Source organism: Staphylococcus sp. EG-SA-14 (assembly GCF_017151935.1).
In the GTDB taxonomy this organism is placed as follows: domain Bacteria; phylum Bacillota; class Bacilli; order Staphylococcales; family Staphylococcaceae; genus Staphylococcus; species Staphylococcus aureus.
Map to the genome: position 1 here is coordinate 320,059 of NZ_JACVZM010000001.1, position 14,703 is coordinate 334,761.

A 14,703-nucleotide genomic window follows, 5' to 3' on the forward strand; every position below is an offset into this window, starting at 1 on the left:
TTCACCACGTTTTAATTTTTACCAATTTCATTACCAATCATTACGTCAGTTTGGTCAAAAGCCTCACCAACTTTTTGTATATTATCGCTCGCAGTTCGTATTGCTTCAGCAACAGATTGATTCTTACTCATCAAATCATCTATCACACTATGAGCATTATTATTTCCACTTACTGTTGTACTTTCATCTTTATCCGGTTTCGACACATTATTACATGTTTCAACAGCGCTTTTAATAGATGATGATGCACTATTAGTCTTGAAAATATCACTTTGAACTGTACTCATCATTTACACATCTCTCCATTTAAATTATTTTAAAATTATTAGAAACTGTATCAATATATGATATTCAAACATTCAATTATACTTAAATATTGTTTTATGATTATATTCAAAATTATTGTATCAATAAATATGTATCATTCCTAGAATTTTATTGAACAAAAAGTTATAAAATCACTTTTATTGTAACTCAACCTTGTTTTACATTACAGAAATTAACAATAGCGATTAAAATTTTATTTTCCAACAATAAAAAAGCACAAATATTTTTATTGAGGCAGCTGAAGGCCTTCTCATAGCAAAAATATCTGTGCATATTATTATCTCAATCTAACGTAATAACTAACTTGTTGTATCTTGTAAAATCTTATCCATAGAATGCGCAACACTATCACGGTACATCTCACCAAATTTCAATAAATGGACCATCAATAAATATAAACGATAAAATTCAAGTCTATAGGATGCACCTTTTGCGAGTGGATAATGTTTATTATACGCATCATAAAATTCACTCGTAAAACCACCAAATACCGTTGTAATACCGATATCGAATTCTCTGTCACCATATAATGGCGCTGGATCAAATAACGCCGGACGACCATCTTGTAAGAACATATAATTACCACCCCATAGGTCACCATGTAATAAAGACGGTTTACTTTGATGCTTTTCTAATTCCGCCACAATTTGACGTCGCACTTTGTCATATACTTTGATATCGTTGGCATCCCATAGCCCTCTATTTAGCAACTCATCTTTCAAATGGTCCATGCGCTTGTCGACAAAAATGGTACACCAATCGTCTTGCCAATGATTATCAAAAGAAATATCGCCACCTTCATAAGGTAATGAGAAGCCAAATTTGCCTTCTTCTTGTTGCTGACTGTGTAATTGAGCTACGAGTTGCCCTAATTGGCGTTGACTCCCTGAAGCCCCTTCTTCTAAATACGTCATCACTAAATACGCATCACCGTTAACCTCGCCACTTGCAATTACTCTAGGTGCCGTGATACCTGCACGTTCAAATTCATTTAAACCTGCAATTTCTGCAGCATAAAATGATTCTTTACGTCCACGTTGGACAAGTAAGAAAAATGTATCCGTATCTGTTTCGACTCGATATGCTTCGTTTACATCACCACCACTCACTGGTGAAATCTCTTTAATATCTTTTAAAGGTAAATGCTCTAACCATTGTTCATTCATACAAACACCTTCCAATCTACTTACTTTATATTATAATATTGCCTAATTAGGATGATTTAATCTTAAAAACGTTATTCAAACTTGCGTCAATTTTCAAAACTTTTTAGTTTTAACTAGGAAATTATGTAGGGAAATGCTAGTCTATTAAAAGAATATATTTCACATATATTAAGTTGAGGATAGTAAGCCTCAAATATAATGAAATAGGAGCATACTCATGTACAAATTAATTAAACCTTTCTTATTCAAAATCGAACCCGAAAAAGCACACGGACTAACTATCGATGCATTAAAAACGTTACAAAAGTTTCCGGTTTTATTCCCAGTCGTCGATAAACTATTTACTTATAAGAATCCAACGTTATCACAAACGATACAAGGTAATACGTACGACAATCCAATTGGCTTAGCAGCTGGTTTCGACAAATCTTGCGAAGTACCAAAAGCATTGGAACACCTTGGATTCGGTGCTTTAGAATTAGGTGGTATCACACCTAAACCTCAACCGGGTAACCCTCAACCACGCATGTTTAGATTATTAGAAGATGACGCCTTGATAAATCGAATGGGCTTCAATAATATTGGTATGAACAAAGCACTAAGTCATTTGCGTAAAAATGCTTATCAAGTACCTGTTGGTATCAATGTTGGTGTGAATAAAATGACACCTTATGAAGCGCGTTATCAAGATTATATAAAAGTCATTGATACGTTTAAACACGACGTTTCATTTTTCACAGTCAATATCAGTTCTCCAAATACTGAAAACCTTCAAAATTTCCATGATAAAGATGAATTTTCAATGTTATGTCAAGCTTTGACAACATTTAAAAAACAACATGATGTAACAGTGCCAATTTATTTAAAACTAACGTCTGATATGGATTTCGATGGCTTAAAAGCACTATTACCAGCGATTACTGAGACATTTGACGGTATCATCTTAGCAAACACAACGCGACAACGAGATGGTTTAACTTCTGCTAATAAAGTCGAAGAAGGCGGTTTGAGTGGTCGTCCATTATTTGAACGTAATTTAAAATTGATTAAGTATGCTTATCAGCAAACAAATGGTGAATTTTTAATTATAGGTACAGGCGGCGTATTCAGTACTGAAGATGCAATCAAAATGATGCGTCACGGTGCGTCACTTATTCAAATTTATTCATCACTTGTTATTGAAGGCCCAGGTTTAACTAAGAAAATGAACAAAGGCATCGCACGTTACTTAAAAGATCATCATTTTGACAATGTCAGTGATATTATAGGACTAGATGCCTAATCCAACATAGTCAAATAATACTTTAAAACTTGCTGAATCGTCTTATTAAAATTATGATATAACTCAAGAAGATATATTTATCACCATTTTTCAAAATAATGGCTTAAATATCACATATCATTAAATATAGCGTTTTATAACGGAGGCGTTTGTTATGACTAAAGAAACAGATAATAAAAAAACAGTAGCGACTTCTGACAACAAAGACACACAGCAACAAAATCAACCTGAAGAAGATGAACGTCAAGGTTTGAATGGTTATCGTAAAACAGATCTTGATTTAGAAATCGAGCAAGAGCTACGTGAAATGATGAAAACAGGAGAAAATGAAACGAAAAATGACTATAAAAAGTTTAAAGTGTTTTCACTTATTTCAACACTTGTCATTGTCATTTTAGCAATTATAAGATTTGTTCATAAAATGATGTAATTAGAGTGAGACATTGTTTTATGTCTCAGGATCCAGTTATTCATTATATCTACAATATTTACGATTATATAAATAACCCGAGATTTTAGTATGATTCATTTCACTAAAATCTCGGGTTTCTATTTGATAATTTTTAATGGGATATGGCATGTATACGTTCTTGCCTTTTATCTCATTTCCAATGATTAATCTGGATATTGTTCTAAAAATGCTTTCGCTTCTTTATTAACTGTTTTAAAATCAATACCTTGTTGCATCGCTGCAAAGACACATCCACAATAACACTGCCTAAAGATATTATAGTCATTACACATTTCTATGGAACGCTCATAACCTTTACTTTTCTTAAAATCACTTGGCAAATAGTTCACATCGTATATTTTTTGGACATCCATACCAAGTTCATTGATTAATTGTGCGTTCTTTTTAGGTGATAATGTGATTGCACTGCCAAAATAATCATAGCCATGTTCTACAGCTGCTTTCGCTACAATATCCAAACGCATTTCAAAACAAGCGGTACAACGTAAGCCGCCTTCTTTTTCATCAGCTAATTCTTTATCCTTCACCATTTTCACAAACTTATGCGGTTCATAAGGTGCTTCAATATACTTCACATTCGCACCAGTCTTGCGATTAAAATCTTCCACAAATTGTTCTTGCACTTTAGCACGTCGTAAATATTCATTTTTCGGATGAATATTTGAATTCGCGAAATAAATTGCAATGTCTGCATATTGTGTTAAAAACTCTAATGTATATGTACTACAAGGTGCACAACAACTATGCAATAAGATTTTAGGTCTGATTGCTTCTCTTTCCCACTGCCCGATTAATTTCTTCAACACCTTGTCATAATTAATTTTTTGATTTTTCATTTTACTGATAATAGGTTCAGCATTAATCATGATTTAACCTCCCACATTTAATCATTAATTTCTATTATATATGATTCATATTAAATGTCAGTCAAAAAAGTTAGAAATTCATTTTAATGCATTTATATTTCGAAAATCCCTTATGTATCTAAAAGCATTTTTTAAACTTGAATTTTAAAACACTAAACAACACATACGTCTCTGTGTCATTTTCATTTTTTGTATGTCATATATATGTTTACTTCATTTAAATCAATTTCATCTTACAATTTATCGTGTATTTTACAAAAGATTGACTTCAATTCATCGTAAAAGTTATACTTTTGCCATTTTTTAATGTAACATGGTGTTAGTAATAAAAATAATACATTGAGGTGTTTTATATGACAGCATTATTCCCTTATATCGCTTTTGAAAATTCAAAAGAAGCCATTGCATATTACGAAGAAGTATTTGGTGCAACTGACGTTAAACGTTTAGAAGTTGGCGAAGAACAAGCGTCACATTTTGGCATGACTAAGGAAGAAGCGCAAGAAGCAACTATGCATGCTGAGTTTGAAGTGCTTGGCGTAAAAGTGCTATGTTCTGATTCTTTTGGTCGCGCTGACAAAATTAATAATGGCATATCATTATTAATTGATTATGATGTTAACAATAAGGAAGATGCTGATAAAGTTGAAGCATTCTATGAGCAAATTAAAGATCATTCTTCAATTGAAATAGAATTACCGTTTGCTGACCAATTCTGGGGTGGCAAAATGGGCGTCTTTACCGATAAATACGGTGTTCGTTGGATGTTACATGGTCAAGACTATACTGCAATCCAACAATAATGTTATTGATAAAGATATCATTTAATAAGCTTATGTTATTTAGCAAGGCAAGCCACTCTCGATTCATGGCTTGCCTTATTTTATTGTATATTTTTAATTATCGTTGCTGGCCCTTGATTGACAATCGTATTAAAATGCCTTATTAAGTCAACTTTGTCTATACGGTTTGGATCTTCTACCCAATGTCTTATAAAAGACAATCCCGCACCTGAAACATAACTCATGAAATAAGAAAATGGTATACCATTAATTTGATCATTTTCATTTTTATAACGTTGTAAATGACACATAATTAAATCATAAAGTTTTTCGTGGATATTTGAATCTTTACCCATACGAAACATCAATTGATAAAATGCGATGTCTTTTTCTATCATTTCTATTAAAACGGTCATAATTTGATGTATGTTATCCGTGGATAACTTAACTGCTCCATTTAACTTCTCATCATGAATGAAGTCTCTTATTTCCTCCAACTGCTGGTCCTCTAATTTTTCAAGCAAATCATACTTATCATAATAATGCGTATAAAATGTACTACGGTTAACATCAGCTAAATCTGCAATTTGTTGCACAGTAATCTCTTCTAATTGGTGTTGATGTAAAAGTTCAATAAATGCATTTCTCATTGCAACTTGTGATTTTCTAATACGTCGATCTATAGTCATTTGTATCAAGTCCTCCCCAATGATTATAAACAATTATAAATGTTATTTTCATTATCCTACAAATCTCCAACATTGATGATTGGCACACAATGTTTACCTGTTTAATATAGGTGATACAAACAAACAGAAAAAGGTGATAACAATGAACCAACATTTACTAGGAAATCCAAAATTAACTGTAACTCATGTCAATGAAGTGAAAGCCGGTATTAACCACATCGTTGTCGACAGTGTTCAATATGGAAATCAAGAAATGATTATGGAAAAAGATGTCACTGTGGAAATGCGCGATGGCGAAAAATTATATATTAATATTTTCAGACCAAATAAAGATGGCAAATTCCCTGTAGTTATGTCTGCAGATACTTATGGTAAAGATAATAAGCCTAAAATCACCAATATGGGTGCCCTTTGGCCAACATTAGGCGCCATTCCGACATCTAGTTTTACACCTGAAGAATCACCAGACCCAGGATTTTGGGTGCCAAATGATTATGTTGTAGTTAAAGTTGCATTACGCGGTAGTGACAAATCAAAAGGCGTCTTATCTCCATGGTCAAAAAGAGAAGCGGAAGATTATTACGAAGTGATTGAATGGGCAGCAAATCAGTCATGGAGTAATGGAAATATCGGGACAAATGGTGTTTCTTATCTTGCGGTGACTCAATGGTGGGTCGCATCATTAAATCCACCACATTTAAAAGCAATGATTCCTTGGGAAGGCTTAAATGATATGTATAGAGAAGTAGCCTTTCATGGAGGTATACCGGATACTGGCTTTTATCGTTTCTGGACTCAAGGTATTTTTGCGAGATGGACAGATAATCCAAATATCGAAGACTTGATTCAAGCACAACAAGAACACCCTTTGTTCGATGATTTTTGGAAACAGCATCAAGTGCAATTATCACAAATTAAAGCACCTCTACTAACATGTGCTAGTTGGTCTACACAAGGTTTGCACAACCGTGGCTCTTTTGAAGGATTTAAACAAGCTGTATCAGAAGAAAAATGGCTATATGTGCATGGACGTAAAGAGTGGGAAAGTTACTACGCTAGAGAAAATCTCGAACGCCAAAAATCATTCTTTGATTTTTACCTTAAAGAAGAAAATAACGATTGGAAAGATACGCCTCATGTCATTTATGAAGTTAGAGATCAATTTTATAAAGGCGAATTCAAATCAGCGTCAGCGTTCCCTTTACCTAACACAGAATATACACCATTGTATTTGAATGCTGAAAATCACACATTGAATCATGCAAAGATTAGTAGCGCGCATGTCGCACAATATGACTCTGAAGATAAACAACAAGATGTAAGTTTTAAATATACGTTTGACAAAGATACTGAGTTAGTTGGAAACATGAACTTAAAACTATGGGTAAGCACTAAAGACTCAGATGATATGGATTTATTTGCAGGTATTAAAAAGTTAGATCGTCGTGGTAATGAAGTTAACTTCCCTGATTTTAATCATATTGAAAATGGTCAAGTAGCTACTGGTTGGTTACGCGTATCACATCGTGAATTAGATCAAGAAAAATCCTCAATCGCGCAACCTTGGCATAAACATGAAACAGAATTAAAGTTGTCACAAGATGAGATTGTACCTGTTGAAATCGAATTGTTACCTTCAGGCACGCTATTTAAACAAGGCGAAACATTGGAAGTTGTTGTAAAGGGTAGTGAAATTGTAATTGGTAATAGTACTCCTGGCATGAAAACACGTTATGAACATGAAGAAACCGTAAATAAAGGCATGCACATGATTTATACTGGTGGTAAATATGATTCACAATTAATCATTCCTATCGTTAATTGATATGCAGCAATTACGGTCGCTTTTGATTAAAAGTGACATAGTGATAGGACTGTATAACAAGAGAAAGCCACACGCTTGGAATCTTAAACCAAGGTGTGGCCCTTTTTATTATTGATGGCTATTTAATTTTATAACACTATCGTATTTTCTTTTTCATGAATCATTTCAATAATGACATTGTCTTCATTCATTACTGCTACTTTAGGTGCATGGTTTTTAATTTCTTCTTCATTCAACTGTGCATAAGTCATGATTATGACTACATCGCCTACTTCAACAAGTCTTGACGCTGCACCGTTTAAACAAATTTTACCACTACCTCTTTCACCAGCTATTACGTATGTTTCAAAACGTGCACCATTATTATTATTCACGATGGCTACTTTTTCATTTGGCAAGATGTCTACCGCTTCCAATATATCTGAATCAATCGTAATGCTACCTACATAATTTAAATTTGACTCAGTCACTCTTGCTCTATGAATTTTAGCATTCATCATTGTTCTTATCACTTTATTCAGCTCCAATTATTATATTATCTATTAAACGCGCTTTTGAAAATTTAACAGCTAACGAGATAAATATGCGTCCAGTTATTTCGTGTTGTTCTACTAATTGAGGATAACTATAAACAGCAACTTCTTCAATGCGTCCACTTATATGTGATTCAAGATATTCAGTAACCCTGTCTATAATTACTTTACTTTGACGTTCACCGTCTTGATACAACGCTTGTGCTAATAGCAAACTTTTACTTAAATGTACCGCTTCTTGTCGTTCTTGCTCCGTTAAATAAACATTTCTTGAACTTTTCGCCAAACCATCTGCTTCTCGAACGATATCAATACCAATAATTTCAACGGCATGATTGAAGTCTTTTACCATTTGCTCGACAATAGCCAATTGCTGGGCATCTTTTTTACCAAAATAAGCATAATCCGGCATAACAATATTAAATAGCTTATTAACTACTGTTACCACCCCATCAAAATGCCCTGGACGCTTCGCTCCTTCTAACACATCAGCTAATGGGCCTACTTTGACATCAATACCTAATTCACCTGGATACATATCTTCTACTGCAGGATGAAAAACAATGTCCGCTCCTACTTCTGATACTAATTCTAAATCTTTATCAATTTGTCTCGGATAAGCATCGAAATCTTCGTTTGGACCAAATTGTAATGGATTAACAAATACACTCACAATTGTAATATCATTTGTACTAACTGATTCGCGTACCATCGTTAAATGTCCATCATGTAAGGCACCCATTGTTGGGATAAAACCAATCGTTGTGCCTGAGCGTTTGGCTGCTTTAACAATGTGTTGCATCTCTTTTACCGTAGTAATCAGCTTAGTCATTGTTATTAACCTCATTCATAATTTTCTTTTTATACGTATATTCTTCTGATGGAAATGCACCAGATTTAACTTCTTGATCGTATTGTTTTAAACCATCCACACCAACACTAAAATCAGCAAATTGCTTCACAAATTTCGCTTTATGTTCAACACCATAATTTAACATATCGTGATAAACCAATACTTGACCATCTGTACCTTTTCCTGCACCAATACCAATGACTGGAATTGTTAAGTGCTTGCTAATTTCTTCTGCTAAATCATTTGGAATTGCTTCAAGTACTAACGCTACTGCACCAGCTTGTTCTACATTTTTCGCATCTAAAATAAGTTGCTCCGCTGCTTCTTTCGTTGCACCTTGTAATTTATACCCCATAACGCCAACACTTTGAGGTGTTAATCCTAAATGTGCAACAACAGGAATACCAATTGCCGTTGCTTTTTCAATAAATGGTGTAATATGCGCTCCTTCTGCTTTAATTGCATTTGCATTCGTCTCCTGATAAAGCTTTAGAGCATGATTTAAGTCTTGTGTCATAGAGATGCCTACTGCACCAATCGGCATATCAACAACTACAAATGTATTTGGTGCGCCTCTTCTTACTGCACGACCGTGATGAATCATATCTGCTAACGTCACTTGTACGGTACTTTCATAACCTAATACAGTCATACCAAGTGAATCCCCAACAAGAATCATATCAATACCCGCTGCTTCCACTTGTTTAGCACTTGGAAAATCATAAGCTGTTACCATAGAAATTTTAGTTTGCTTTTGTTTCATATCTATTAATTGACTTACTGTTTTCAATGTTATTCAACCTCTTTTTGCAGTATTATTAGAAATAGTATAATGAATCTTTTATAGAAAGGAAAGAAGAAGATGTTATCAGTTGCGATTATCGGCCCAGGCGCTGTCGGTACAACTATTGCCTATGAATTACAACAATCATTGCCTCATACAACGCTTATCGGGAGACACGCCAAAACAATAACATATTATACTGTACCACATGCACCTGCACAAGATATTGTTGTGAAAGGTTATGAAGATGTCACAAACACATTTGATGTTATTATTATTGCAGTCAAAACACATCAACTTGATGCAGTTATTCCTCATTTAACTCATCTTGCACATGAGGACACGCTCATCATTTTAGCCCAAAATGGTTATGGTCAACTCGAACATATTTCATTTAAAAACGTATGCCAAGCAGTTGTCTATATAAGTGGTCAAAAGAAAGGCGATGTTGTTACGCACTTCAGAGATTATCAATTACGTATACAAGATAATGCATTAACACGACAATTTAGAGATTTGGTCCAAGACAGTCAAATCGACATTGTATTAGAAGCAAATATTCAACAAGCTATTTGGTATAAATTGTTAGTTAACTTGGGCATTAATTCTATCACAGCACTCGGGAGACAGACAGTTGCAATCATGCATAATCCTGAAATACGTACACTGTGTAGACAGCTATTACTAGATGGTTGTCGTGTTGCACAGGCAGAGGGGTTAGACTTTTCAGAACAAACTGTCGATACTATTATGACTATATATCAAGGTTATCCCGACGAAATGGGAACGAGCATGTATTACGACATTGTGCATCAGCAACCTCTTGAAGTCGAAGCGATTCAAGGCTTTATTTATCGACGTGCACGTGAACACAATCTTGACACCCCATATCTTGATACTATTTATAGCTTTTTACGCGCGTATCAACAAAATATGTAAGCACATATATAATATAAAAAGACCTTAACGATGCATTTAGAACCACCTGTTCCTAATATCGCTAAGGTCTTTTAATTATATTAGACTATTCAGCTTCTCTAATTTCTTCTGCCACATCTTTATAGTCTATTTTCGCTTTAACAAACGTCTCGTTATTTACCGGGAAATGTTGTTGGAATGTTTCAAAGTTTTGTATCTCAACGACAACGTCATCCACTTCAAAGTCAAGAACATGTCCACCATAAGCTCTTTCATCATCCGCAAAATGTATATGAAAACCAGCAGACCCTACGCCATGAAATAATTCTGGTGTAAAAAATCCAACAATGGCACCACGAATATCTTGTCTTTTTTCCTCAGGTTGTCTGCGTGCTGAATCAATCAAACGTGTATATGGCGGTTGCTGAGCAGGCATCATTCGTACATGCATATGTTTAAATGTGCCATAAATTTTAACAGCCGAAAATAAATTCTCACTTAACATTTCATTTTTAATTTGTGCAAATACATCATCTTGTGATAATTGTTGCAATGGAAATGTCTTACTCGCTTTAAAATTAGTAATCGATGCATACGGTACTTTCTCATCGCCTTTTAATTCTATAAATTCTTTATGCTCGTTAGCATGATATGCCTTTCCGTCTAAAAATATTACTTCGCCATCAGACCCTGTTAACGTTGCAATCCCTAAATTCCCATGTTCTAACAATTCATTAATTGTAGCTGTGCCTTCTAGTAAGCCAGCCATTAACGTACCTAATGTACCATGTTGATACAAGACATTCGTCATTCCAAAACCATCTCCCTATAGTTATTCCTCGTTGTCATGCTCTACTTCGTGATTAATGCAGAACTACTTTCCTTTATACTCAATGACGCCTCAACATTTTTATTCATGTCACTAAATTTTCACGAGTCATAATACTTTATTCAATTATTATTTTACGCAAAAGTATTGCCTCTATCAATGCTTGCTAAAAAAATGGACCTATCAGTGCCACGTGTTACTGCAACACTAATAGATCCTCTTACCATTAATATATTTCTAATTAATACTTAAAATAGGCTTAGTCTTCTAATAAATATTTAATTGAATCAAATGTATCTTCTAATGTTTTAACAGATTTATCGAACAACGCTTGTTCTTCGGCACTTAATGGCATTTCATAAATTTTAACTGCGCCATGTTGGTTAACTAATGTTGGTACACCTAGGTAAACGCCTTTGTGACCACCATATTGACCATCTAATTGTATAGAAACATTTAAGACATTATTTTCATTATTTAAAATGGCTTTTGAAATGCGCATCAATGCTAATGCAATACCATAGTATGTTGACCCTTTAGCTTGGATAATTTCATAAGCAGCGTCACGTGTATTCACATAAATTTCTTCCGCTTTAGCTTCGCTACCAGTTTGTTCTTTTAATGTGTCATATACTGAAATACCTGCTACATTTGCTTGTGACCAAACTGCAAGTTCAGTATCACCATGCTCGCCAATAATACTAGCGTCAACACTTGAAGGTGCAACACCAAGTTCTTGGCTAATTAAATATTGTAAACGTGCACTGTCCAATACAGTACCTGAACCGATAACACGCTCTGCTGGTAATCCAGTATATTCTTTTACAAATCTTGTTAAAATGTCTACAGGGTTTGCCGCGATTAAGAAATATCCATCAAAGCCACTATCCATAACACTCTTAACGATGCTCTTCATAATCTTAGTATTTTTTTCAACTAATTGTAAACGTGTTTCACCTGGCTTTTGAGGTGCACCAGCTGTAATAACAACTAAATCTGCATCTTTACAGTCTTCGTATTCACCTGCTTTCACATCAACTGGTGAAGGACTGTGGACTGTACCATGGTTTAAATCTTGAACATCTGCTTTTACTTTGTCTTTTGCAATGTCAATAATTACAAATTCATCAGCAACACCTTGCGTAACCATTGCAAAGGCATAGCTTGATCCTACAGATCCATCTCCGATTAATACAACCTTTTTACCAAATGTTTTCATAATTATGTCTCCTAACCTAATTGAATTTATTTTACACGTGACTACACGTAAAAATATCTATACTGAAATTAAAGATTAACAATTTTATTTTATTATAATATTATGCTACCAAATTACAAACATAAAACTGAGATGTAAGCGGAGTCAAATTACACTCTATCGCCAATAAATATTGATATCTCAAGCTTTAGCACGTAATTTGAAATTTGTGACAATTTTTAGCATTCTAAAATTGCGTAACGACGCTATTTAAAGGCTTTAACAAACTATTGAGCTTTCTATTTTTTTCATTTTAAAAAGGATGGCTATTCGACTTAAATGACTTACTATATAACCTCCTATTTTCCGCCTTACCCTCATCATATTTGATGCATCATTTTATAGTCAAAGAATTACATTTCATACAAACTAGCCAATCAGACATAAACATGAAATTGATTTTAAAAATATAATGTGCAAAATTGTTAGAAAATTAGCAAAAAATAGTACTTATTCATTTAATATCTGTTATAATCAGTTTTATCATTTAAAAAATCTATGGATGTTATCAAGACAAGTCATTAATACGTAACATAAAGTTGTGATTTTTCAGAATTTTTAGACAAAATATTGATTATTTGTGCTATGATATAACATATTAAAAAACACCGTATAGAATTGTTTATGAATGTTTGGGAGGAAAGTTTATGGGAAGTTTTTTCAATAAAATAGCACGAAAAGAGGATCCGGCTATCTATCAAAATAAAGATGGTCATTTAAAGCGTACACTTCGGGTGCGTGATTTCTTAGCTTTAGGTGTAGGAACAATTGTATCGACATCTATCTTTACGCTACCTGGCATTGTTGCTGCAGAACATGCAGGACCGGCCGTTGCGTTATCATTCTTACTCGCTGCTATTGTTGCTGGTTTAGTTGCATTTACTTATGCAGAAATGGCTGCCGCTATGCCATTTGCAGGTTCAGCCTATTCTTGGGTCAATGTATTATTTGGTGAATTTTTTGGATGGGTTGCCGGTTGGGCTCTATTAGCTGAATATTTTATCGCCGTAGCCTTTGTTGCATCAGGATTCTCAGCGAATTTACGCGGACTTGTGAAACCAATTGGCATCGAATTACCTGCAGCATTATCAAATCCATTTGGTACGAATGGCGGTTTTATCGATATTATTGCTGCTATCGTTATTTTATTAACTGCATTATTACTATCACGTGGTATGTCGGAAGCAGCACGTATGGAAAATATTTTAGTTATTTTAAAAGTATTAGCTATTATTTTATTTGTCATCGTAGGTTTAACAGCAATAAATGTTAGTAACTATGTGCCATTTATTCCAGAACACAAAGTAACTGCTACAGGTGACTTTGGTGGTTGGCAAGGCATATATGCTGGTGTTTCAATGATTTTCTTAGCGTATATCGGTTTCGATTCTATCGCAGCAAACTCAGCAGAAGCACTTGACCCTCAAAAGACAATGCCTAGAGGTATTCTTGGTTCTTTAAGTGTTGCTATCGTATTATTTATTGCTGTAGCACTTGTGTTAGTTGGTATGTTCCATTACTCACAATACGCAAACAATGCTGAACCTGTTGGTTGGGCTTTACGTCAAAGTGGTCATGGTGTTGTAGCAGCTATTGTTCAAGCTATCTCTGTTATCGGTATGTTTACAGCATTAATTGGTATGATGTTAGCAGGCTCACGTTTACTTTATTCATTTGGACGTGACGGCTTATTACCTTCATGGTTAAGCCATTTAAACGACAAACATTTACCTAATCGCGCACTAGTTATACTTACTATTATTGGTGTTTTAATTGGTTCTATGTTCCCATTCGCATTTTTAGCACAATTAATTTCAGCCGGTACACTTGTTGCATTTATGTTCGTTTCATTAGCAATGTATCGTTTGAGAAAGCGTGAAGGTAAAGATCTACCAATTCCTGCATTTAAATTACCTTTATATCCTGTGTTACCAGCAGTTACATTTGTTTTAGTATTGCTAGTATTCTGGGGATTAGGATTCGAAGCGAAATTATACACTTTAATTTGGTTTATTGTTGGTATCATTCTATATTTAAGTTATGGACTTAGACATTCTAAGAAAAATGACGTAGCTGAATACCACCCACCAAAATAAAAATCAAAAAAATCATTTCCCAT

General features: G+C 34.2%; 15 protein-coding genes and 1 pseudogene. 6 read left to right on the plus strand and 10 right to left on the minus strand.

Going from position 1 to position 14,703, the window contains the following annotated elements:
- Positions 1-11: 11 nt before the first annotated feature.
- Together IDG63_RS01560 and IDG63_RS01565 are read right to left on the minus strand one after the other, a co-directional pair.
- On the minus strand, positions 12-290 hold the full coding sequence (locus IDG63_RS01560; protein ID WP_000987949.1) for a TIGR04197 family type VII secretion effector: 279 nt from the start codon (positions 288-290) through the stop codon (positions 12-14).
- Positions 291-626: 336 nt separating this feature from the next.
- Positions 627-1,493: a fructosamine kinase family protein gene (locus IDG63_RS01565; RefSeq protein ID WP_001005515.1), complete on the minus strand. Its 867-nt coding sequence runs from the start codon at positions 1,491-1,493 to the stop codon at positions 627-629.
- 217 nt (positions 1,494-1,710) lie between these two features.
- Between IDG63_RS01565 and IDG63_RS01570 the strand changes: the two genes are divergently transcribed.
- Positions 1,711-2,775, plus strand: coding sequence for a quinone-dependent dihydroorotate dehydrogenase (locus tag IDG63_RS01570; protein ID WP_000277419.1), 1,065 nt, complete (start codon positions 1,711-1,713; stop codon positions 2,773-2,775).
- Positions 2,776-2,929: 154 nt separating this feature from the next.
- Entirely contained in the window at positions 2,930-3,205 is a 276-nt protein-coding gene (locus IDG63_RS01575; protein ID WP_000159837.1) for a hypothetical protein, read from the plus strand.
- A gap of 185 nt (positions 3,206-3,390) precedes the next feature.
- Here the strand turns inward: IDG63_RS01575 and IDG63_RS01580 are convergent, their stop codons facing one another.
- Positions 3,391-4,113, minus strand: coding sequence for an epoxyqueuosine reductase QueH (locus IDG63_RS01580; RefSeq protein ID WP_000606210.1), 723 nt, complete (start codon positions 4,111-4,113; stop codon positions 3,391-3,393).
- A gap of 353 nt (positions 4,114-4,466) precedes the next feature.
- Here IDG63_RS01580 and IDG63_RS01585 point away from each other — a divergent pair, with 353 nt between their 5' ends.
- On the plus strand, positions 4,467-4,916 hold the full coding sequence (locus IDG63_RS01585) for a VOC family protein (RefSeq protein WP_000125697.1): 450 nt from the start codon (positions 4,467-4,469) through the stop codon (positions 4,914-4,916).
- Positions 4,917-4,996: 80 nt separating this feature from the next.
- Here the strand turns inward: IDG63_RS01585 and IDG63_RS01590 are convergent, their stop codons facing one another.
- On the minus strand, positions 4,997-5,584 hold the full coding sequence (locus IDG63_RS01590) for a TetR/AcrR family transcriptional regulator (protein WP_000151112.1): 588 nt from the start codon (positions 5,582-5,584) through the stop codon (positions 4,997-4,999).
- Positions 5,562-5,670 (minus strand): annotated as a pseudogene (locus tag IDG63_RS01595) (hypothetical protein). The gene IDG63_RS01590 and the pseudogene IDG63_RS01595 overlap by 23 nt, the downstream one beginning before the upstream one ends.
- 56 nt (positions 5,671-5,726) lie before the next feature.
- Between IDG63_RS01595 and IDG63_RS01600 the strand changes: the two are divergent.
- Positions 5,727-7,409 (plus strand): CocE/NonD family hydrolase, encoded by a 1,683-nt coding sequence (locus IDG63_RS01600; protein ID WP_086095911.1) that lies wholly within the window; start codon positions 5,727-5,729, stop codon positions 7,407-7,409.
- Positions 7,410-7,537: 128 nt separating this feature from the next.
- On the opposite strand, the gene panD is transcribed toward IDG63_RS01600, so the two are convergent.
- The 3 genes from panD to panB are packed head-to-tail and all read right to left on the minus strand — an operon-like array spanning position 7,538 to position 9,585.
- The gene (panD, locus tag IDG63_RS01605) at positions 7,538-7,921 is read right to left on the minus strand and encodes an aspartate 1-decarboxylase (RefSeq protein ID WP_000621532.1); all 384 of its coding nucleotides are present in this window, start codon (positions 7,919-7,921) and stop codon (positions 7,538-7,540) included.
- A gap of 1 nt (position 7,922) precedes the next feature.
- Complete coding sequence (gene panC, locus IDG63_RS01610; protein ID WP_000163735.1) at positions 7,923-8,774, minus strand: pantoate--beta-alanine ligase; 852 nt, start codon at positions 8,772-8,774, stop codon at positions 7,923-7,925.
- Positions 8,767-9,585, minus strand: coding sequence for a 3-methyl-2-oxobutanoate hydroxymethyltransferase (gene panB, locus IDG63_RS01615; protein ID WP_000860047.1), 819 nt, complete (start codon positions 9,583-9,585; stop codon positions 8,767-8,769). The genes panC and panB overlap by 8 nt, the downstream gene beginning before the upstream one ends.
- A gap of 72 nt (positions 9,586-9,657) precedes the next feature.
- On the opposite strand from panB, the gene IDG63_RS01620 reads away from it, so the two are divergent.
- Positions 9,658-10,518: an oxidoreductase gene (locus IDG63_RS01620; protein WP_000953566.1), complete on the plus strand. Its 861-nt coding sequence runs from the start codon at positions 9,658-9,660 to the stop codon at positions 10,516-10,518.
- A gap of 85 nt (positions 10,519-10,603) precedes the next feature.
- Here IDG63_RS01620 and budA read toward each other — a convergent pair whose 3' ends face one another.
- Together budA and IDG63_RS01630 are read right to left on the minus strand one after the other, a co-directional pair.
- Positions 10,604-11,308: an acetolactate decarboxylase gene (gene budA / locus IDG63_RS01625; RefSeq protein WP_000186117.1), complete on the minus strand. Its 705-nt coding sequence runs from the start codon at positions 11,306-11,308 to the stop codon at positions 10,604-10,606.
- Positions 11,309-11,585: 277 nt separating this feature from the next.
- Positions 11,586-12,545 carry an L-lactate dehydrogenase gene (locus IDG63_RS01630; RefSeq protein WP_000846637.1) on the minus strand — a complete coding sequence of 320 codons (960 nt, stop codon included), beginning with the start codon at positions 12,543-12,545 and terminating at the stop codon, positions 11,586-11,588.
- 686 nt (positions 12,546-13,231) lie between these two features.
- Here IDG63_RS01630 and IDG63_RS01635 point away from each other — a divergent pair.
- Positions 13,232-14,680 (plus strand): APC family permease, encoded by a 1,449-nt coding sequence (locus IDG63_RS01635; protein ID WP_000534428.1) that lies wholly within the window; start codon positions 13,232-13,234, stop codon positions 14,678-14,680.
- Positions 14,681-14,703: the final 23 nt, after the last annotated feature.